The sequence below is a fragment of the Streptomyces ovatisporus genome (genome assembly GCF_042653885.1).
GTDB lineage: Bacteria > Actinomycetota > Actinomycetes > Streptomycetales > Streptomycetaceae > Streptomyces > Streptomyces ovatisporus.
Genome location: NZ_JBHSFH010000010.1, coordinates 436,938 through 456,743, shown reverse-complemented (window position 1 = coordinate 456,743; position 19,806 = coordinate 436,938). Strand labels below are relative to the sequence as shown.

The following is a 19,806-nucleotide window of genomic DNA, read 5'->3' as shown; positions in this document are numbered from 1 at the left end:
AAAACGTCTCATACTGCGGGACGATGTGTGAGGGCTCACATTTCCGCAGGTCGGGACCCCTGCGACGGCTCCGGCCGCCCGGGTCCCGGTACCGCGGGCGCGGCCGGGTCCGCGTCCTGCTCCACCGGTGCGGGGGCGGGCTCCTGCGCGACCTCCTTGGCGAAGATGCGGAAGCCGCGCCGCTGGTAGTTGCGCAGCGCGTGCGGCCCGTCCTTGCTGCAGGTGTGCAGCCAGACCCGGTTCGTCGGCTGCCTGTCGGGCCACCGCCGCGCCAGGTCCCAGGCGCGCGCCGTCCCGAAGCCGAGCAGGTGCCCGCCGATGCGCCGCCCGCGGAATGCGGGCAGCAGCCCGAAGTAGCTGATCTCGACGGACCGTCCCGGCCGGATGGCACGGCCGGAGGTGTCCGGGGTGGCGCCGTCGAGTTCGATGTATCCCGCGGGCGTGCCCCGTTCGTAGGCGACCCATGTCTCCACGCCCGGCCGCTCCAGCCACTCCCGCCACCGCGCGTACGTCCACGCCAGCCGGTCCGTCCACTCGACGTCCGCTCCGACGGAGGAGTAGAGGAACCGGCTGAAGTCGGCGCTGGGCACCTGCGCCCGCACGACGCTGACGTCGGCGGACGGTTCCGGCGGCCGGGCCTCCCGCAGATCGTCGGGTGCGGTCTGCTCCAGGAACCAGGTGGTGACGGTCGGCTTCCCGGGGTCGGCGTTCATGCGTTCCGCCCTTTCCCGCTCCCGGCCCGCTGCGGGGCCTGCCGGTGAACGCGGAGACCGCGCACCCGGTTGAGAGCCGCGGCCGTCTCGAAGCGGCGCGGGACGGCGAAGTCCTCGTCCCGGACCGCGAGCAGCGCCTCCGCTCCCCGAGCCAGGTCGCGGTCGAGCAGGTCCAGCGCCTCGGCGAGGGTGCGCCTGCCGTCCACGTGGCCGCGGCGCACCAGGAGTTCCAGTGCGAGCCCGATGCCCGTCACCTGCCGGGAGTCGGTGATCTGCTCCACGGACCGCAGGTCCACCTCGTGCTCGCCGAACGTCAGCGCGTCCTCCCCCCGGGACCGTACGCGCCTGCGCCCGCGCGACTCCGCCTCCAGCGAGGCCGGCTCGGGGACCCGGTGCACGACCGGCGGGAAGGATTCCGCCTCCGCGTGCCGTCCCGTCGGCACGGACGCGACCTCGCGGGCCCGCGAGGTGACGTCCGAGGGCCGGTAGGCGTCCATCATCAGCACCCGGTCGGCGACCTCCAGGTAGTCGCCGGAGCCGCCCATGACCAGCACCGTCGAGACACCGTGGTCACGGTGGAGGGAGCGTACGGAGTCCACCAGCGGGGTCAGCGGCTCGCGGTCCTTGGCCACCAGCGCCTGCATGCGGGCGTCGCGGATCATCAGGTTCGTCGCCGCGGTGTCCTCGTCGATCAGCAGTACCCGCGCTCCTGCCTCCACCGCTTCGCACAGGGAGGCCGCCTGCGAGGTCGAGCCCGAGGCGTTGCCGGTGGAGAAGTCCGTGGTGTCGGAGCCGTCCGGCAGGTGGTCGACGAAGGCGTGCACGTCGACGCGTTCGACCCGGCGGCCGTCCTCGGCCCGCAGCTTCACCGTCTCGGGCCGGGAGACGACGCGTTCACGGCCGTCGCCCGGTACGTGGTCCCAGATGCCCGTCTCCAGAGCGCGCAGCAGCGTCGACTTGCCGTGGAAGCCGCCGCCGACGACCAGGCTCACGCCCTCCGGCAGCCCCATACCGGTGACGGGACCCGCGTGCGGCAGCTCCACCGTCACCCGCATGTTCTCCGGCGACGTGAACGGCACGACCCCGGCGCCCGTCGCCGGCCGGTCGTCGACGCCGCTGCCGCGCGGCAGCACCGCACCGTCCGCGACGAACGCCACCAGGCCCAGCGCGGGGAGGGCGGCACGCAGCGCGTCGGAGTCCTCGACCGTCTCCACGAACTCCCGTACGGCGCCCGCGTCCAGGGCCGCGAAGCGCAGAGCGCGCTCGGCGATGCGGGGCGCGCTGCGGCACAGCAGGCGCTGCGCGTACCGGGCGTCGATGCGGCGGCCCTTGCCCGGCAGCGAGAGACCGAAGCGGAGCGTCACACCTCCGTCGGCGCCGATCTGGCACGAACTGCGGTCCAGGACCTCCTGGCCGCCGGCGTCGATGCGCAACGACTGCTCGCCGTCGGCGACTTCGGCCGCTCGGCGGGCGAGGAAGCTCGCCAGCGCCCGGCGGCGTACGGGCGTCGCCCGCAGGTCCGCCGGGAAGGCCGCGGCGTCCGGCGGCAGATGGAGAGCGGCCCGTGCGGGCGGCGCGAAGGGATCGGCCTGCGCCCGCACCAGCCGCAGCGTCCCGCCGGACTTCTCGGCGCCGGGCAGTCTCCAGGTGCCGACCAGCCCCTTGTAGCGCCCGTACGGTGCTCCGTCGAGACGCCCGAGCTGCTCCTCCAGGCCGTCGCGCGGGGCGCCTTGCTCCCGTGGCACTGAGTCGGTTCCTTCCGCAGGGGGACTTCTGCGACGGGACGATACAGAACGCGTACAACCGGCACGGACCGTGGGCAGGCCGGAGCGCAGGGGCCCCGGCCCGGCGGCGGGGAAGAGCGGGAAGCGGCCCGATGCCGGCCGGGCCGCCCGGTGCGGCGCCGGCGCCGCCCGTTCGCTGTCCGTTCGCCGCCGGTCCGCGTTGACAGGGGAACGGGCGGCTGTTGGACTCCAGCGCGAGCCGCGCCGGCTGCCGCCCCTCTCGCCCGCCGCATCCGCCGAGCCCTGTTCGGCCCCTCGAACCCGTGAGGTCTTCGCATGCCCGAGTCCGAGCCGTCCGTACCGTCCCCCTCCGCCGCCGGTGCCGCCCCCGTCGCCGTGCTCGGGGAGTGCGTCGCCGACGCTTTCGTCCGGGCCCCGGCCGGGCACGCGGGGACGCCCGCCATCGGACTGGACGTGCTCCCCGGCGGCGGCCCCGCCAACACGGCCGTGGCCCTGGCCCGGCTCGGTACGCCCACCCGCTTCCTCGGACGGCTCTCCTCCGACGTCTTCGGACGCCTCTTCCGCGACCATCTCGCCGGCTCCGGCGTCGATCTGAGCCGAGCGGTCGCCGCGAGCGAGCCGAGCACCCTCGCGGTGGCCGACCTCGACGAGGACGGACGGGCCGACTACTCGTTCCACGCGGAGAACACCGCGGACTGGCAGTGGACTCCGCAGGAGCTGGCCGCGGCGGCCCGCGGCCCGGTCTCCTGCCTGCACACGGGCTCGCTCGCACTGGTACGTCCGCCGGGCGGCCGGGCCGTGGAGGAACTCCTCGCGGACGTGGCGGCCCGCGCGACCGTCTCCATCGACCCCAACGTGCGCCCCCTGCTCGTCGAACCCGCCGCCTACCGTGCCGCGTTGCCGCGCTGGTGCGCCGCCACGGACATCCTGCGGCTCTCCGACGACGACCTCGCACACCTCCTGCCCGGGGGCACTTCGCCCGAGGAGGCAGCCGACACCTTCCACGGGGACGGTGCGCGCCTCGTCGTCGTCACCCTCGGCGCCGACGGGGTCTTCGCGTCCCTCGACGGCGAGCGGATGCGTGCCCCCGCCCCGCACGTCGAGGTCGTCGACTCCGTGGGAGCGGGCGACTCCTTCATGGCCGGTTTCCTGCACTCGCTGCACACCGCGGGAGCGCTGGGCGGCCGTCTGGACGCGCTCCGGCCCGGCCGGGTACGGGAAGCCCTCGCGTTCGGCGCCCGCGTCGCGGCGGCGGTCTGCGCGGTGCGCGGGGCGAACCCGCCCTGGGCGGGCGACCTGTAGCGAAGCGGCGCAGCGGAACGCAGCGGGACGGAGGCGTGGAGCGGCGGACCGGTGCTTCTTCGGGCGCCTGGGATCGTTGGGTTCCTTCACGCTTCTTCGTGCCTTTTTGCAGCGCTTTGTGATGCTTCGCGTCGGGTGCGGTCCTTTCGGAACGCGGCGCGTGTGCCTGCACCGTCAAGACTTTTCCGGGGTAGTGCCAAGCACTGGCAAGTTCTCCGTCGGGGCTGCCAAATCGGCCAACCCGTTCACCCTCTCGGCGTACGCTGCCCGCGCAGGCGGCTTCAGTGATCGAACTGGACCCGCGGCAGGCCGTACACCAGCGGCGGGTCCCGGTTCCCCGAGAACCCGGCCGCCGTGTCACCACAGAAGTTCGCACGGAAGGACCTCCGGGTTGCCGCTCTTCACCAGCTCCCGTCAGCTGCAGAAAAAGGAAAAGGCGACCCCGGAGGGCGGCCGGACGACGGAGGGTTCCCCGGAGACCGCACCGGCCGCCGCCGACGCCGCCGACGAGGCAGGCACGGACACCACAACCGGTGAGGGCCGGCCCCGGGGCGAGAGAGCCGACGGCACCGGAACCCCCGCGGACGGCGGGCCCGGCTCCACGGACGACGCCCCGGCGGCCCGCGGCTGGCGCGCCAAGTACCCGGCCGCCGCCCTGTACGTGAAGCACGGGACCACCGTCCTGGCCGCCGCCCTCGTCCTCGCCGCGCTGCTCCTGCCGAACGAGATCAACCGCCTCACCCTCGGCGCGTTCCTGCGCATACCCGGGGAGGCGATCTTCGGCGTCGCGTTCCTGCTCATCCTTCCGCCGAAGGCGAAGCGGGCGGCGGCGACGGTCATGGGAGCCGTGCTGGGCCTGCTGACGGTCCTGAAGTTCATCGACATGGGCTTCTACCAGTTCCTGGACCGGCCGTTCGACCTGGTGCTCGACTGGGTGCTCTTCGACGACGCCGAGGCCTTCCTGGAGGACTCGGTCGGCAAGGCCGGAGCGGTCGTCGCCGTCATCGGGGTCGTCGTCCTGGTCGTGCTCCTGCTCGTCCTCACCGCCCTCGCGGTCCGCAGGCTCAGCCGCATCGTGCTCATGCACAGCCAGGTGGCGATGCGTACGACCCTGACGCTCGGCACCGTCTGGTTCACCCTCGCCGCGCTCGCCGTCCCGGGCGACGGAGTGCCCGTCGCCGCAAAGATCACCGCCGGCCTCGTCAACAACCGCGTGGAGCAGGTGGGCGACGGGCTGAAGGACGAACGGGTCTTCGCCAAGGAGGCCGCCCACGACAAATTCGAGGGGACGCCCCCGGACCGGCTGCTGACCGGACTGCGGGGCAAGGACGTCATCTTCGCGTTCGTGGAGAGCTACGGGCGCGACGCCATCGAGAACCCCGAGATGTCCTCCGGCGTCAACCGCGCACTGGCGGACGGCAAGGAGCGCCTGGAGGGCGCCGGCTTCTCGTCCCGCAGCGGCTGGCTCACCTCACCCGTGACGGGCAGCGGCAGCTGGATGGCCCACGCCACGTTCATGTCGGGCCTGTGGATCGACAACCAGCAGCGGTACCGCACCCTCACGTCGAGCGACCGCTTCACCCTCACCCGCGCCTTCCGGCGCACCGGGGACTGGCGGACGGCGGGCATGATGCCGGGCGTCACCAAGGCGTGGCCGGAGGGCAAGTTCTACGGCCTCGACCACGTCTACGACTCGCGTGAAATGGGCTACAAGGGCCCCAAGTTCAGCTGGTCACCGGTGCCGGACCAGTACACGATGTCCGCCTACGAGCGGCTCGAGAGCGGCAAGAAGGACCGCAAGCCCCTCATGACCGAGATCATCCTCGCCACCAGCCACAACCCGTGGGCGCCGCTGCCGAAGATGATCGGCTGGGACGAGGTCGGCGACGGCTCCGTCTACCACCGGATCAAGAAAGAGGGCAAGGACCCCAAGGACGTCTGGCGGGACGAGCGCAAGGTGCGCCAGGAATACGCGCGTTCAGTGCAGTACTCGATGCACACCCTCACGTCGTACCTGGAGAAGTACGGCGACGACGACACCGTCCTGGTCGTCCTCGGAGACCACCAGCCCGTCCCGACAGTCGTCGGCAACCACGCCAGCCGGGACGTGCCGATCTCCATCGTGGCCCGCGACGAGAAGGTCATGGACCGGATATCCGACTGGGACTGGGCGGACGGCCTCAAGCCCGGCAAGGAGAGCCCGGTCTGGCGGATGGACAAGTTCCGCGACCGCTTCATGACCGCCTACGGCCCCGACGGCGGCTCCCGGAAGGCGGACGACTCCGGGAAGCCGGAGCAGCCGGACGACTCGGGGAAGGCGAAGCAGCCGGAGGACTCCGGGAAGGCGGAACAGCCGGAGGATTCCGGGAAGTCGGACGACTCCGGGAAGAAGGAGTAGCCGTCCGCCCCCGGGCCTGCACGGCCCGGGGGCGTACCGGCCGCAGCGCTACGGCACCTCGGGACGCGCACGCTCCACGATCGACGGCAGGTCCAGCGTGTGGGGCAGCGTGCCGAAGGCCGCGCCCCAGTCCCCGCCCAGCCGTGAGGCGCAGTACGCGTCGGCAACCGGCGCCGGCGCGTACCGCACCAGCAGCGACCCCTGAAGCACCTGGGCCATCCGCTCGACCAGACGCCGCGCACGCGCCTCGATGCCGTCGAGGTCGGAGAGTTCGGTGAGGAGGTCCTTCGTGGCCGCGTCCAGCCTGTGGTCGGCTCCGCGGGCGTGGCCGATCTCCGTGAGGAAGGCGTTCAGCGCCTCGGGGGAGCGTTGCAGGGCGCGCAGCAGGTCCAGCGCCTGAACGTTGCCCGAGCCCTCCCAGATCGAGTTGAGCGGGGACTCGCGCAGCATCCTGGGCATGCCCGACTCCTCGACGTACCCGTTGCCGCCGAGGCACTCCAGCGCCTCGCCCACGACAGGCGTGCACCGCTTCGTCACCCAGTACTTGGCGGCGGGGACCGCGAGACGCAGCAACTGCCTCTCCTGCTCGGCGTCCTGGCCGCCGCCCTGCGCCGCGTCGAACGCGGAGGCGAGCCGGACCGTCAGGGCTGTCGCCGCCTCCGACTCCAGCGCCAGGTCCGCCAGGACGTTCTGCATCAGCGGCTTGTCCGTGAGCAGGCCGCCGAACGCGCTGCGGTGCGCGGTGTGGTGCGTGGCCTGCGCGACGGCGTGGCGCATCAGGGCGGCGGAGCCCGTCACGCAGTCCAGCCGGGTCGCGGCGACCATCTCGATGATGGTGGGCACGCCGCGCCCCACCTCGCCCACGCGCTGCGCCCACGTCGTCCCGTCGAACTCGACCTCGCTGGAGGCGTTGGAGCGGTTGCCCAGCTTGTCCTTCAGCCGCTGCACGCGGAAGGAGTTGCGCGTCCCGTCGGGCAGCACGCGGGGCACCAGGAAGCAGGTGAGCCCCTCGCCCTCGCCGCCGCCTGCCACCTGCGCGAGCACGAGGAAGACGTCCGACATCGGCGCGGAGCAGAACCACTTGTGCCCCGTCAGCGCGTACTCGCCCTCGCCGCCCCCGCTCAGCGGCACGGCCTGCGTCGTGTTGGCGCGTACGTCGCTGCCGCCCTGCTTCTCGGTCATGCCCATTCCCGCGATGGCACCGGGCTTTTCCGACGCCGGACGGTCCAGCCCCGGGGCGTAGGTGTGCGAGGAGAGCAGCGGCTCCCAGACAGCCGCCAGGGCGGGCTCCTTGCGCAGGGCGGGCACCGCGGCGTGCGTCATCGACACCGGGCAGCCGTGCCCCGCCTCGACCTGCCCCCACACGTAGAAGCCGGCGGTACGGCGGAGCTGTCCGTCGGGCCGCGACCACGCGTCGGTGAGCCCCGCGCCCACGGCACGGTCGAGCAACCGGTGCCAGGCGGGGTGGAATTCGACCTCGTCGATGCGGTTGCCGTACCGGTCGTGCGTACGGAGCACGGGCGGGACCTCGTTGGCCTGCCTGCCCCACTCCTGCGCCTGCGCCGAGCCGGCACCGCGGCCCAGCTCGCTCAGCTCGGCGCGTACCTCCTCGGCGCGTTCGGGCGCGGCGTGCCGGGCGACCGCCTCGACGAGGGCGCGGTCGGCCGAGAAGACGTCGTAGTCGACGAGCGGCGGCGGCTGGTTGGTCACGGTGTGAGTGGAGGCTGGCATGGCAGATACGTTAAGGAGGTGCAACCAGCCGACGAAACCCCACCTCGCCCGAGCGGACGATTCCGCAGAGCGCGCGTCATCTACCGGAACGTCCCCAAGCGGAGGATGGCCTGGCTGTTGCTCAAGGACACGGTCAACTCCTGCATGGAGTACCGGGTCCTCGGTCTCGCCGCCGAGGCGGCGTTCTTCACCCTGATCTCCATCCCGCCGCTGCTGCTCGGCCTCATCGGGCTGCTGGGCTATCTCGACGCCTGGATCGGGACCGACACGATCGACTCGATCCGCACCAACTTCCTCAACGCGTCCTCCGCGGTGCTCTCCGACCGCGGCGTCGACCAGATCGCGCGGCCCCTCATCGACGACGTCATCCGCGGCGGCCAGCCCGATGTGATCTCGCTCGGTTTCGCCGTCGCGCTGTGGTCGGGTTCGAGGGCGGTGAACGTCTTCATCGACACCATCACGGTGATGTACGGCCTCGACGGGCAGCGCGGCATCGTCAAGACCCGGCTGCTGGCCTTCCTGCTCTACCTCGTGGCGCTGGCCATCGGCGCGGTCGTGCTGCCGCTGATGGTCGCGGGGCCGGACGCGGTGCTGCGGCTGGTCCCGGAGGCGCAGGGGCTGGTGACGGTCTTCTACTGGCCGGTGGTGCTGCTGCTCTCGGTGGCGTTCCTCACGACGCTCTACCACGTGTCGGTGCCGGTGCGTTCACCCTGGCGTGAGGACATCCCGGGTGCGCTCGTCGCCCTGCTGATGTGGGTCGTCGGCAGCGTGCTGCTGCGGCTGTACATCACGAGCACCGTCGAGGGCCTCACGATCTACGGGTCGCTGGCAGCGCCGGTGGCAGTGCTGCTGTGGATCGGCGTCTCTGCCTTCGCGGTACTCGTCGGAGCCGCGGTGAACGCGGCCATCGACCACGTGTGGCCGTCCGTGGCGACCGCCACCGCCCGCCGCATGAACGAGCGGGCCCGTGAGGAGGCGGCCGCGGAGGTCATCGCCGCGGCAGCCGCCCGCCGGGCGATGCGGGACGCGGAGAACTCGGGAGCCGAGGAGCCGGGGGACGATCCGCCGGCCGAATTCCCCGAGCGGTGGACGAAGTTCCTCCCGCACGCGGACGTGCGGGCACGGCTCCGCGCACGCCGCGACCGCTGAACCGGCGGGCCGCGGCCCCGTACGAGGCGGGCGGCCCCGTACGAGGCGGGAGGGCCCCGCGGCCCCGCATCCGTCGGGCGGAAAACCCGTGGCCCCCGCCGGGCCTTCCCGGCTAGAGTCCCGGCGAGCGGGGCCGCCCTGGCAGGGCCGCCCCGGAGTCCGCGAGAAGGAGGTGAAGACCGATGGCCGTCGTTGTGGTGGGCGCTGCCCGCATCCCGAAGCCCGTTTCTTCCACCTCCGTGGTCCCCGTCTGACGCGTACCGGGACAGCTTCGTCCGTACGGCGTGCGCGGCACCGGGACGGCCACCCTTCCGTGAAGGGCAATCCCGTGAACTCCTCGCTCAACTCGCGGCATCCGCAGCACAGTTCGTCTTCCACCGGCGCATCGGCCGACCGTCCCGGACGGGCAGCCGCCTCCGCCGGCCCCTCCGTGCATCCGCTCGCCCGCTACGGGTGGGACGCGGACGTGGCCGACGCGTTCGCCCCCTATGACGACCAGGGCCTCGTGCCGGCCCGCGTCGTACGCGTCGACCGCGGCCGGTGCGACGCCGTCACGGCGGAGGGCGCCGTACGGGCGGACACCGCGCCGGTCGCCACCGGCGACCCCACCCGCACGATCTGCACCGGGGACTGGGCCGCGCTGGCCCCGGCGCCCGCCTCGGGTCCCGCGGAGGTGCGTGCTCTGCTGCCGCGGCGTACGGCCTTCCTCCGCTCGACGGCGACCAACCGCTCCGAGGGCCAGGTGCTGGCCGCCAACGTCGACCACGCCCTCATCGCGGTCTCCCTCGCCGTCGAGCTGGACCTCTCCCGTATCGAACGGTTCACCGCCCTGGCCTGGACGAGCGGCGCACTGCCGCTGGTCGTCCTCACCAAGTCCGACCTGGTCGAGGACCCCGCGACGCTCGCACAGCTCACCGCGGACGTCGAACAGTCCGCGCCCGGGGTGACGGTGCTCAGCGTCAGCGCCGCCACCGGAGACGGCCTGGATGTGCTGGCCGCTGTCGTCGCCGGCGGCACGTGCGTACTGCTCGGCCAGTCGGGCGCGGGCAAGTCGACGCTGGCCAACGCGCTGCTGGGGGAGGAGGTCCAGGACGTCCGGGCGACCCGGGACAGCGACGGCAAGGGCCGGCACACCACGACGACCCGCGATCTGCTGCCGCTGCCCGAGTCACGCGGCGGCGGGGTCCTCATCGACACCCCGGGGCTGCGCGGCGTCGGACTCTGGGACGCGCACGAAGGCGTCGGCCGGGCCTTCGCGGAGATCGAAGCGCTGGCCGAGGAGTGCCGTTTCCACGACTGCCGCCACGAGAGCGAGCCGGACTGCGCGGTGCTCGGAGCGGTCGAGGACGGTGCCCTTCCGCACCGCCGTCTGGAGAGCTACCGCAAGCTGCTGCGCGAGAACACACGCCTCGCGGCCCGTACGGACGCGCGGCTGAGGGCCGAGCAGAAACAGCGCTTCAAGCAGATGTCGGCCCTCGGGCGGCACATGGCGGAACGCAAGCGCGGAGTGCAGCGCAAACCGTGAAGGCGGGCATGAGGGGGCGGTTGCTACCGTCCCCTCATGCTCCTCACGCCCTCCGGTTCGCCCGACGGCCGCTCCGCAGACCGCGTTTCACGGCTCCCGGTCCTCCGGGCGCTGCGGTGAGCGCATTCGGGCCGCGCGAGTTCCAGCTGGTGCTGCTCCGCCGGATGGCCGACTTCCAGCAGGACCTCGTCCTGGAGGCGCTCGTCGAACTGGGCGCCGGGCGCGCGGAGATGCGGGAGGCGAACCGCCGCTGGCAGGCCATGCTGCGGGCGCCGGGAGGCCGGAGCGCTGCCGGGCGTTACCGCTCGGTGCTGGGCCCGCCCGCCGGCGCAGTACGCCGGAAGACCGGCGATCTCGAGTGCGAAGCCCTGACGTGGCCGCTGCCGCTCTGGCCCGGCCTCCGCTTCGAGGTGCTGAGCATCCCCGGCGGCGGTGTGGTGACGGAGTTCCTGGTGAGAGCTCCCGGTGCGCCGTCACCTCCGCTGCGCACCGTCGAGGATCTGACTCCGTGGTCCTGCACGGTCGACGAGGCCGCACGGGCCTTCGCCCCCGCACAGCCTCTGGAGGGCTCGGCACCCACCCGCTGGCGCCTGGGCTTCACCGCCCCGGACGCCGCGGGAGTACGGCACGAGGTGATCGCGGAGTTCACCTGGGGGCTGCTGCAGCGGCTGCCGGAGGTACGCGCCCTACCCTGACGGCCCGGAGCTGCCGTAGTCTGAACGCATGACCTGGCGACATTGAGTTCCACCGGATTCCCGACCGACTGCGGCGACGGCAACGGCCCGGCGTTCCGCAGTGGCGAGGCTTGCCCGCCGGCTGTACGCCTACGCCTTCCTCGAAGACCTGATCCTGCTCTACCCGGTCTACGCGCTGCTCTTCGCCGAACACGGCCTGTCGGCCGGTGAGATCTCCTCCCTCTTCATCATCTGGTCGTGCGTGACCTTCGTCCTGGAAGTCCCTTCCGGGATGTGGGCCGACCTCTTCTCACGCCGGCTGCTGCTCGTCCTCGCGCCGCTGCTGACAGGGGCGGGCTTCGCGCTGTGGACGTGGCTGCCGTCGTACCCGGCGTTCGCGGGCGGATTCCTCCTGTGGGGCGCGGGAGGCTCGCTGTGCTCGGGTTCCCTTCAGGCCCTGGTGTACGAGGAGTTGGCGCGCCACGAGGCCACGGGTTCGTACGCGCGGATCATGGGCCGGTCACAGGCGCTGGGCACCACCGCGATGATGGCCGCGACGGCGCTGGCAGGACCCGTGCTCGGTGCCGGCGGTTACGAGGCCGTCGGGGCGGCGAGCGTCGTGGTCTGCCTGTTCGGCGCGGCCGTCGGCCGCACCTTCCCGGAGTCGCGGGGAACACTCGCCAGGAGCCGCCGGAACGGCGACGGCGGCGACCGCGCCGGCGGCGACCGCGACGCCGAGCGGGGCGAGACGGAGAGCGGTCCGGGCGACCCCGGCCTCGGCACCGTCCTCCGCGCCGGCGTCGCCGAACTGCGCGCTTCACGCGCCGCTCTCCGCGCCGTGCTGCTGAGCTCCGCGGTCACGGGTGCGCTGATGATCGACGAGTACGTGCCGCTCCTCGTCCGGTCCATGGACGTCGCCGAGTCGACCGTGCCGACGCTGATGCTCCTCGTCTCCGCGGGAGTCGCGGTGGGCGGCTGGTGCGCGGGCCGCGGTACGCCGCGGTTGCTCGGCCCCGCTCTGGCCGTGGCGGCCCTGGCGCTGGCGGCGGGGTCGGTGAGCGGTCCGGCGGGCACGCCGCTGCTGGCGCTGGCGTTCGGCATCTTCCAGTGGGCGATGGTCACGTGCGACGCGCTGCTCCAGGACCGGGTCACCGACCGGGCACGGGCGACGGTCAGTTCGATGGCGGGGTTCGGGGCGGAGGTGTTCTCGGTGCTGCTGTGCGCCGGCTACGGCCTGGGGTCCGCGTGGTGGGGGCACAGCACGCTCTTCGTGGCCGCCGCCGCCCCCTATCTGCTGATCGCGCTCGTGCTGCTGCGGTACGGGCGGAGGACCGGCGCGAGCGAGGAACCGGGGGAGCAGCCGTCCGGACAGGAGCCGTCCTCCGAGGGGCTGGAGCCGTCCACGGAGGAACAGGGGCCGTCCTCGGAGGGACAGGCGCCGTCCACGGAGAAGGACGCCGGGGAAGGGGCTCCGAAACGGGGCGGCAGTGCCCGACGGTGACGTCCGAAAACCGCGAGCAGGGGAGCCGGAGACCGGAGCAGACTGGACCCGTGATGACGGATGAGAGCAGGTACGAGGCCGTTCGCAGCCGGGACGCCCGCTTCGACGGTGTCTTCTTCCTGGGCGTGCGCACGACCGGAATCTACTGCCGGCCGAGCTGCCCGGCCCTCACCCCGAAACAGGAGAACGTGCGCTACTACCCCTCGGCTGCCGCCGCTCAGCGTGCCGGCTTCCGTGCCTGCCGCCGCTGCCGTCCCGACGCCGTTCCGGGCTCTGCCGAGTGGAACGTGCGCGCGGACCTCGTCGGACGGGCCATGCGCATGATCGGGGACGGCGTCGTGGACCGTGAGGGCGTCGCGGGACTCGCCCGCCGGCTCGGCTACAGCGCCCGGCAGGTGCAGCGCCAGCTCACCACCGAACTGGGAGCGGGGCCCGTCGCTCTCGCCCGCGCCCAGCGAGCGCACACGGCGCGGGTGCTGCTGCAGACGACGTCCCTGACGGTCACCGGGATCGCGTTCGCTGCGGGGTTCTCCAGCGTCCGGCAGTTCAACGAGACGATGCGGGAGATCTACGCACGTACGCCGAGCGAGCTGCGCAGCGCCGCATCGAGGGGCGGGCACGGCCCCCGGCAGGTCCGGGAGCGCCCCGTGCGCCGAGCCGGAGGCCCGGCACAGCCGGGCCGCGAGGCCGACGGTCTCACTGCGTCGGGCGTCGCGCTGCGCCTGGCCTACCGGGGGCCGTACGCGGTCCGGGAGGTCTTCGACTTCCTCCAGCGCCGTGCCGTGCACGGCGTCGAGGAGACGGCAGGCGGCCCGGGCGCCCGCACCTACCGCCGCACGCTGCGGCTGCCGTGCGGCACGGGCGTCGTCGAAGTCGACGAACACCACGCGGACGACCGGACGGGCGGGCTACCGCCGGGCGCGCCGGGGGAGACGAGCGGATGGCTCGACTGCCGGCTCCATCTGGCCGATCTCCGCGACCTCACCACGGCCGTCCAGCGTGTGCGGCAGCTCTTCGACCTCGACGCCGATCCGTACGCGGTGGCCGAACGGCTCGGTACGGACGAGGTGTTGGGTGCTCTCGTCGCGCAACGCCCCGGCGTGCGCTCGCCCGGCACCGCCGACCCGCACGAGCTGGCCGTACGTGCCGTCCTCGGCCAGCAGATCACGGTCGCTGCCGCGCGCACGCTCGCCGGACGGCTCGTCGCCGCGTACGGGAAGCCGCTGCCCGCGCCCGACGGCGGGCTCACCCACCTCTTCCCCGAGGCGGAGGCACTGGCGGAGGCGCCGCTGGGCGAGCTGGGCATGCCGGAGCGGCGGCGCTCGACGCTCCGCACCGTCGCGGCGGCGGTCGCCGACGGCACGGTCGCCCTGCATGCGGGCGCGGACCGTGACGAGACGGAACAGGCTCTGCTCGCCCTGCCCGGGATCGGGCCGTGGACCGCGGGCTACATGCGCATGCGGGCGCTGGGAGATCCGGACGTCTTCCTGGCGGGGGACGTGGGCGTACGGCAGGGGCTCGCGCTCAGCGGCGCCGGCGCGGCCCGTGCCGGCGAGTGGCGGCCGTGGCGCTCCTACGCACTGCACCACCTGTGGCACCTCGCGGCGAGCGGTGAGCGGCGGGGAGCGTGACGGGGCGCGGCGTGAGGCGCCGGCGTCGCGGACGGACGGGCTGCCGGGGGCCTTTCCTCACACCTCGTCTCCTCACACCTCGTCTCCTCACACCTCGTCTCCTCACACCTCGTCGAGTCCCCAACTGTGCACCCAGCGCGGGTGCACGCGGATGAGTTCGTCACTCATGCCGGGCGCCAGGTCGTGCGGGCCCGTCAGCAGCTCCGCCTCTCCCCGGATCTCGACACCGCGCACCGCCCACGGGTCCACGCTCACGATGTCGTCCACCACGAGCGCGAGCCGCGGGTCGGACAGCAGGTTGCGCCAGCGCCGGGTCCGGGCGAGGGCGAGGCCGCCGGAGAGGAGCGTGCCGTCCTCCTGGAGGAAGTACCCCACGGGGTTGACCTGCGGCTGCCCCGAAGGGTCGACCGTGGCCATCCGGCACAGCCGTTGACCGGCGAGGTAGGCGCGCTCGGCCTCGCCGAGAGACCCGCTCCGTGGTGAAGCACTCATGCCCGAAGACTCACACGCCAGGGACGTCCACGCACCGGGCGCCGGTCCGACCGGGGGGCGACCTTCGTACTCGGCCCGCGGGCGGAGTGGGACGGCCGTCCGGCGAAGGTCTTTCGCGCCGTGAGTGCGGGCAACAATATGAGCATGACTCAGCAGGGGAGGCCACGCGGTCCGCACTCCGGCCAACAGGACGACTGGTGGAGCCAGTTGTACGACCCGGGGTCACCGGACACGGGCCGCAGCCGCGCGGGCGACACCCTCGACGACCGCTACGCGTCCGTGAGACGCACGATGGGTCCCGCCACGGCCCCGCCGCCGCAGCCCGTACCGCCGGAGGCACCCCGGGTGCCCGAGCCGGAACGCCGCGGCGAATCCGGTGCCGCAGAGCCCCCGGACCCCGGCCCCGCCAACGGAGGGGAGACCGGCGCCCGGACGGAACGGCAGACCGGTCCTGTCACCGAACGGCAGCCGCGGGAGCCGGAGCAGACCGTGGAGTCGGACGGAGCCCCGAAGCCGGACGGAGCCGTGGAGTCGGACGGAGCCGTGGAGCCGGACGGAGCCGCCGTGGCGGATGCGGGCCCGGCGTCCGCCGAGGACGTCCCCCTGCGCCCCGCGCACGTCGGCGAGCGCCCGCCGACGTACGAAGCGGAGCCTGCCACTTTCCCCTCCGCCGATCCGGCGGCGCTGTCCGAACTCGTCCCCGACACAGTGCTGGACGGGGCGCACTACGGCGGACTCACCCTGCGTGCGACGTCGTTGCGCGGCGACTCCGCCCGCCACCGGGGTGCCCTGCGGCGGGACGCCCTGCTGACGGCACGGTTCGGTTCCGGGGAGTCCGCGCTGCTGCTGGTGGCCGTCGCGGGGGGCGGCCGGGCAGCGACCGGCGGGCACCGGGCGGCACGCGAGGTCTGCCACTCCATAGGCGCCGTCGTGGGCCGCAGCCACGCCCGTCTCGCCGAAGACATACGCGCGGACCGCCGCAGCGCGCTCAAGCCCGGTCTGCAGCGCCTGACGGAGCGTTGCTACGGCAAGCTGCGCGCACAGGCCGCGGCTCTCGGCGTCCAGCCGGAGGAGTACACCGCCGATCTGCGCTGCCTGCTTCTGTCGGCCGATCCGCGCTGCCGTACGCGTGTGTTCTTCGGCTCGGGGGACGCGGGCCTCTTCCGGCTGCGCTCCGGCGCCTGGCGAGACCTGGAGGCCGGCCCGGACGGACACGCCCGCCATCCCGGCGAGCCCTTCGCCGACGACGCAGGGGAGGGCCCGGCCACCACTTCGGCCGGACTGCTCGACCCCTCGGAACTCGCCGACCTGGCCGCCCTGAGCGTCCCTTCCAGCCGGCGCGTCCCTGTACCGCCGCCCGCCCCCCGCCAGGACCCGGACTCCTTCCGGTTCTGCGCCACGGCGGCGCAGCGGGGCGACGTCCTGCTGCTGTGCAGCCCCGGGCTTGCGGCGCCGCTGCGCGGGGAGCCGGCCTTCGCGCGGCGACTGGCGCGTTCGTGGACGGAGAAGCCCGAACCGCCGGGCCTGGCCGCGTTCTTGGCGGACGTCCAGCTGCGGGTACGGGGCTACGCGGACGACCGTACGGCCGTCGCGGTCTGGGAGGGCTGACCCGGTCGGCGGACGCGGCCGGACGCCGGTGCACCGGCTGGAAACACGGACGAATCCGGCCCGGCCCGTCCCGCGGGGACGGCGCCGGGCCGGTGTCCGGGCAGCCGGACGGTTCACCCGAACTGCCGCTCGATCTGGGAGAGTTTCTCCTCCAGGGTGTCGAGCCGTGGGCTGGCCGCCCCGACGGAACTGTCCATGTCTCCGCCGGCGCCGCCCACCGCAGTCGCAGGCCGTGACCGCAGCGGCAGCATCCCCGCCCCGCCGTCGCCCGCGGCCTGGACCGGGACGGCGGCCGCCGGTGCGGGTGCGCCCTCCTCCGGGCGGCCCCCGGCCCGGCCACGGCCCCGCCGGCGGTGCTGGCGGTTGAGCGCCTTGACGCGGGCCCGGTCGAGTTTCTCCTGCTCACGGCGGCGGAGACGTTCCTGCTCCCGCTGCCGCCGCTCCTCCCGGACCTCTTCCACTGCCTCGTCGAGCGTCCGTACGCCCTCGAGCAGCATCAGGGACCAGGCACGGAAGGTCTCGCGTGGCGCGCGGAACCAGCGCACCACCCGGATCTGCGGCAACGGCCGCGGTACGAGGCCCTGTTCACGCAGGGCCGCCCGCCGTGTCTGCTTGAGCGCCCGGTCGAAGAGGATGGCCGCCGAGAGCGACATCCCGGCGAAGAACTCCGGTGCCCCGGCGTGGCCGTCGCCGCGCGGCGCGTGAACCCAGTTGAACCAGGCCGCGGCACCCGCGAACGCCCAGACCAGCAGCCGCGATCCGAGCGACGCGTCCCCGTGGCTGGCCTCGCGCACGGCGATGACCGCGGAGAACATCGCCGCGCCGTCCAGGCCGAACGGGACGAGGTACTCCCAGCCGCCGGAGAGCCGCAGATTCTGCCGACCGAAGCCGACCAGGCCGTGGAAGGAGAGCGCAGCGGCCACCGCCGCACAGCAGAACAGGAGCAGGTACGCGGCTGTGGCGTACACGGTCTCCTTGCGTCTGCGCCGCTGCTCCATCAGTTCCCAGGAATCGGCATGCGCGCCGTCGTCCTCGGCGCCCTTCCCGCCCGTGCCCCGTGTCCGTGCGATCACCACGGCCGCCGCAAGGGCGCCGACGAGCAGCACGGCGCTCGCCACCACCCAGCTCAGCGGTATGTCCGTCACTCTCATCGGAATGCCCCTTGCCGCCCGGCGCGGGAAGGCCGACGGCCCGCCGGCGCCGGGCTCGCCTCGGCTGCTGCGTTGTCGCGGAGCATCTTGGCGCAGCAGAAGCCGTATGAAGGTGAATTCGGTACAACTGACCGCCAACGGGGGGCAGTCCGTACCGACAGGGGCGTTGTGTGTCGAACTTCTCAGCGATTCGGGGACAGGCGCGCTATGCGTTCCGCGTCGCATGTGCGGGGACACGTCACGCAGGTGTCCTCCGGGCGGAGCGTGTAGTAGAGGCAGCAGCTCGCCCGGTCCCGTGTGGTGAGCAACTCACCCTGTGGGCCCGTCAGTTCGCGGAAGGCGGCGCCCTGCGCGTACGGGGTGGTGCCACCGGGGAGGAGCAGTCCGGCCTCGTGCATCGCGCGCTCCTCCTCGCCGAGGAGGTGCCCGAGATACCAGAGTCCTTCGGTGATCTCGTCCGTCGCCGTGCCCCAGAGAGCCCGCCTGCCGCGCCGCGTCCTGGGCCGGAACGCCTCCAGCACCGGGGTGAGGTGCTCCGCGACCGCGGCCCGTACCTCCGCGCGCAGCGCCTCCTCGTCCGCCACGACGCGCGCACCGGGCTCGTGCGCGGCGGGATCGTCCGGCAGGCACGCGAACTCCTCGATACGGACGGAGAGTTCGCCGAGCGTCCGCTGGAAGGAGACGGCTTCGACGGGGATGCGCGGCACCCGCCTGTGCAGGAACCAGGGGATCGTGACGAGAAGGCAGACGGGCCACGCGTAACGGTGCAGCGCGAAGCTCGCGACGACGTCGGGGCGGGGCTGCCGGCCGTAGTCGCGCCTCGCCTGTTCCTCGTCCCAGGCGAGGAAGGATTCGAAAATCGCGCCGCCTTCGGCCAGGGAGGTGGCGCGGACCCATCCGGGACCCGATTCCGGGGAGCCGCCCGGAGGCACCTCGCGCACGCGCAGCGTGGGAAACACCTCGGTCAGACGCGTGTACGCCGTAGTGAGGGGCGAGACGAGGGACGGCTCGGAAGGCGCGGGAGCGAAGGCATGAAGGGGCATGGGAGGACCACCGAATCCATGATCACCGGCAGGTTAGCCTTACCTTATCCGATGCCGCGGAGGTTTGATCTCGCGCCGGGTCCGCCTATGGTGCACAGCGAGACCTGGAGGGGCAGATGGAGCAGACCGGAGCGGATGCGCCCGAACAGGAGGGACGCACCGCACTCCACCCCCGCCTTTTGCTTCCGCCGCCCTCCGCAGGGGAGCAGCATCCTGCGGGGGCCGACGACGACCAGGGGGCACGGGGTGAGCATGTGCACAGCGAACCCGCGGCACCGGGGCGGACCAGCGCCCCGGTCGTTCCGCGGGCACGAGGAACGTCAAGAACGCGGGACGCCGCACGGGCGGCGGGCGCGGGCGTCACCGCGAGCGCCATGGGTTCGAGCGCGATGGGTTCGAGCGCGATGGGTCCGGGCGCGGTGGGTCCGGGCGTGCCCGGCGGGGGCGCCGCGGGCAGGAGCGCCGCCGGTACGGCCGGAACGCCGAAGCTGCCGGAGCGTCACTCCGTACGGGCGCAGGTCCTGACCGCCCTGCGCGAGGCGCTGCTGTCGGGCGAACTCGTCCCCGGCGAGGTCTACTCGGCACCCGCGCTGGCCGAACGTTTCGGTGTCTCGGCGACGCCGGTACGCGAGGCCATGCAGCGGCTCGTGTGCGAGGGCGCCGTGGAGACGGTGCCCAACCGCGGTTTCCGCGTCGCCGTGTGCAGCGACCGCGACCGTGCCGAACTGGCGGAGATAAGAGCGCTGTTGGAGATCCCTTCGGTGCTGGAGGCGGCCCGTGCGATGCCGTCCGAGTGCTGGGAGCGGCTGCGTCCCTACGCCGACGAGGCGCTCCGCACGGCGCAGGGTGGTGACCGCACCGCCTACGCGGAAGCCGACAGTGCCTTCCACGGTGCGCTTCTGGAGCTGACGGGCAACCGCCAACTCGTCGCCGTGGCCGCGGACATACAGCGCCGCGCACTGCGCCGGCCGGCTCCTGTCCCGCCGTCGATGTGCTCGGCGGAGCTGCTGGAGGACGCCTACGGGCACTTCAAGCTGCTCGACGCCCTGCGGACGCGCGACCTGGCCACCGTCGAACGGCTCATGCGCGAACACGTCGCATGCTGAGCAGCCGGCTCCGCCGGGCGCCGACGTGCACCGGGGA

15 protein-coding genes are annotated in these 19,806 nt (G+C 73.3%); 9 read left to right on the top strand and 6 right to left on the bottom strand.

Annotation, left to right across the window (positions count from 1 at the left end):
- Positions 1-35: 35 nt before the first annotated feature.
- Positions 36-713: a GNAT family N-acetyltransferase gene (locus ACFPA8_RS19800; protein WP_386450319.1), complete on the bottom strand. Its 678-nt coding sequence runs from the start codon at positions 711-713 to the stop codon at positions 36-38.
- Positions 710-2,458 carry a P-loop domain-containing protein gene (locus ACFPA8_RS19795; protein WP_386450317.1) on the bottom strand — a complete coding sequence of 583 codons (1,749 nt, stop codon included), beginning with the start codon at positions 2,456-2,458 and terminating at the stop codon, positions 710-712. The genes ACFPA8_RS19800 and ACFPA8_RS19795 overlap by 4 nt, the downstream gene beginning before the upstream one ends.
- Before the next feature lie 315 nt (positions 2,459-2,773).
- Here ACFPA8_RS19795 and ACFPA8_RS19790 point away from each other — a divergent pair, with 315 nt between their 5' ends.
- Both ACFPA8_RS19790 and ACFPA8_RS19785 read left to right on the top strand, forming a co-directional pair.
- Positions 2,774-3,760, top strand: a complete 987-nt coding sequence (locus ACFPA8_RS19790; protein ID WP_386450315.1) for a carbohydrate kinase family protein — start codon at positions 2,774-2,776, stop codon at positions 3,758-3,760.
- Between the two features lie 391 nt (positions 3,761-4,151).
- Entirely contained in the window at positions 4,152-6,158 is a 2,007-nt protein-coding gene (locus ACFPA8_RS19785; RefSeq protein ID WP_386450313.1) for an alkaline phosphatase family protein, read from the top strand.
- Between the two features lie 48 nt (positions 6,159-6,206).
- Here the strand turns inward: ACFPA8_RS19785 and ACFPA8_RS19780 are convergent, their stop codons facing one another.
- Entirely contained in the window at positions 6,207-7,889 is a 1,683-nt protein-coding gene (locus ACFPA8_RS19780) for an acyl-CoA dehydrogenase family protein (RefSeq protein ID WP_386450311.1), read from the bottom strand.
- An 18-nt stretch (positions 7,890-7,907) separates the two neighbouring features.
- On the opposite strand from ACFPA8_RS19780, the gene ACFPA8_RS19775 reads away from it, so the two are divergent.
- The 5 genes from ACFPA8_RS19775 (at position 7,908) to ACFPA8_RS19755 (ending at position 14,369) form a co-directional block, all read left to right on the top strand.
- Positions 7,908-9,038 carry a YihY/virulence factor BrkB family protein gene (locus ACFPA8_RS19775; protein ID WP_386450309.1) on the top strand — a complete coding sequence of 377 codons (1,131 nt, stop codon included), beginning with the start codon at positions 7,908-7,910 and terminating at the stop codon, positions 9,036-9,038.
- Positions 9,039-9,468: 430 nt separating this feature from the next.
- On the top strand, positions 9,469-10,563 hold the full coding sequence (rsgA, locus tag ACFPA8_RS19770; protein ID WP_386450485.1) for a ribosome small subunit-dependent GTPase A: 1,095 nt from the start codon (positions 9,469-9,471) through the stop codon (positions 10,561-10,563).
- Positions 10,564-10,727: 164 nt separating this feature from the next.
- Positions 10,728-11,258 carry a hypothetical protein gene (locus ACFPA8_RS19765; RefSeq protein WP_386450483.1) on the top strand — a complete coding sequence of 177 codons (531 nt, stop codon included), beginning with the start codon at positions 10,728-10,730 and terminating at the stop codon, positions 11,256-11,258.
- 100 nt (positions 11,259-11,358) lie between these two features.
- Positions 11,359-12,738 carry an MFS transporter gene (locus tag ACFPA8_RS19760; protein WP_386450307.1) on the top strand — a complete coding sequence of 460 codons (1,380 nt, stop codon included), beginning with the start codon at positions 11,359-11,361 and terminating at the stop codon, positions 12,736-12,738.
- A gap of 53 nt (positions 12,739-12,791) precedes the next feature.
- Positions 12,792-14,369 carry a DNA-3-methyladenine glycosylase 2 family protein gene (locus tag ACFPA8_RS19755; protein ID WP_386450481.1) on the top strand — a complete coding sequence of 526 codons (1,578 nt, stop codon included), beginning with the start codon at positions 12,792-12,794 and terminating at the stop codon, positions 14,367-14,369.
- A gap of 102 nt (positions 14,370-14,471) precedes the next feature.
- Here the strand turns inward: ACFPA8_RS19755 and ACFPA8_RS19750 are convergent, their stop codons facing one another.
- A complete protein-coding gene (locus tag ACFPA8_RS19750) occupies positions 14,472-14,861 on the bottom strand; it encodes a PPOX class F420-dependent oxidoreductase (protein WP_386450305.1) in 390 nt (129 codons plus the stop codon).
- A gap of 144 nt (positions 14,862-15,005) precedes the next feature.
- Here ACFPA8_RS19750 and ACFPA8_RS19745 point away from each other — a divergent pair, with 144 nt between their 5' ends.
- Positions 15,006-16,469 carry a protein phosphatase 2C domain-containing protein gene (locus ACFPA8_RS19745; protein ID WP_386450304.1) on the top strand — a complete coding sequence of 488 codons (1,464 nt, stop codon included), beginning with the start codon at positions 15,006-15,008 and terminating at the stop codon, positions 16,467-16,469.
- Positions 16,470-16,582: 113 nt separating this feature from the next.
- On the opposite strand, the gene ACFPA8_RS19740 is transcribed toward ACFPA8_RS19745, so the two are convergent.
- Together ACFPA8_RS19740 and ACFPA8_RS19735 are read right to left on the bottom strand one after the other, a co-directional pair.
- On the bottom strand, positions 16,583-17,620 hold the full coding sequence (locus ACFPA8_RS19740) for a DUF2637 domain-containing protein (RefSeq protein ID WP_386450302.1): 1,038 nt from the start codon (positions 17,618-17,620) through the stop codon (positions 16,583-16,585).
- Between the two features lie 182 nt (positions 17,621-17,802).
- Entirely contained in the window at positions 17,803-18,663 is an 861-nt protein-coding gene (locus ACFPA8_RS19735; protein ID WP_386450300.1) for a (2Fe-2S)-binding protein, read from the bottom strand.
- A gap of 374 nt (positions 18,664-19,037) precedes the next feature.
- Between ACFPA8_RS19735 and ACFPA8_RS19730 the strand changes: the two genes are divergently transcribed.
- Complete coding sequence (locus ACFPA8_RS19730) at positions 19,038-19,769, top strand: GntR family transcriptional regulator (RefSeq protein WP_386450298.1); 732 nt, start codon at positions 19,038-19,040, stop codon at positions 19,767-19,769.
- Positions 19,770-19,806 lie beyond the last annotated feature (37 nt).

What these genes read in the sequence shown, in the direction of transcription:
- ACFPA8_RS19800 (WP_386450319.1), bottom strand. Translation starts at nt 713, where the DNA reads ATGAACGCCGACCCCGGGAAGCCGACCGTCACCACCTGGTTCCTGGAG.
- ACFPA8_RS19790 (WP_386450315.1), top strand. Translation starts at nt 2,774, where the DNA reads ATGCCCGAGTCCGAGCCGTCCGTACCGTCCCCCTCCGCCGCCGGTGCC.
- ACFPA8_RS19780 (WP_386450311.1), bottom strand. Translation starts at nt 7,889, where the DNA reads ATGCCAGCCTCCACTCACACCGTGACCAACCAGCCGCCGCCGCTCGTC.
- ACFPA8_RS19765 (WP_386450483.1), top strand. Translation starts at nt 10,728, where the DNA reads ATGGCCGACTTCCAGCAGGACCTCGTCCTGGAGGCGCTCGTCGAACTG.
- ACFPA8_RS19755 (WP_386450481.1), top strand. Translation starts at nt 12,792, where the DNA reads ATGACGGATGAGAGCAGGTACGAGGCCGTTCGCAGCCGGGACGCCCGC.
- ACFPA8_RS19750 (WP_386450305.1), bottom strand. Translation starts at nt 14,861, where the DNA reads ATGAGTGCTTCACCACGGAGCGGGTCTCTCGGCGAGGCCGAGCGCGCC.
- ACFPA8_RS19745 (WP_386450304.1), top strand. Translation starts at nt 15,006, where the DNA reads ATGACTCAGCAGGGGAGGCCACGCGGTCCGCACTCCGGCCAACAGGAC.
- ACFPA8_RS19740 (WP_386450302.1), bottom strand. Translation starts at nt 17,620, where the DNA reads ATGAGAGTGACGGACATACCGCTGAGCTGGGTGGTGGCGAGCGCCGTG.
- ACFPA8_RS19735 (WP_386450300.1), bottom strand. Translation starts at nt 18,663, where the DNA reads ATGCCCCTTCATGCCTTCGCTCCCGCGCCTTCCGAGCCGTCCCTCGTC.
- ACFPA8_RS19730 (WP_386450298.1), top strand. Translation starts at nt 19,038, where the DNA reads ATGGGTTCGAGCGCGATGGGTTCGAGCGCGATGGGTCCGGGCGCGGTG.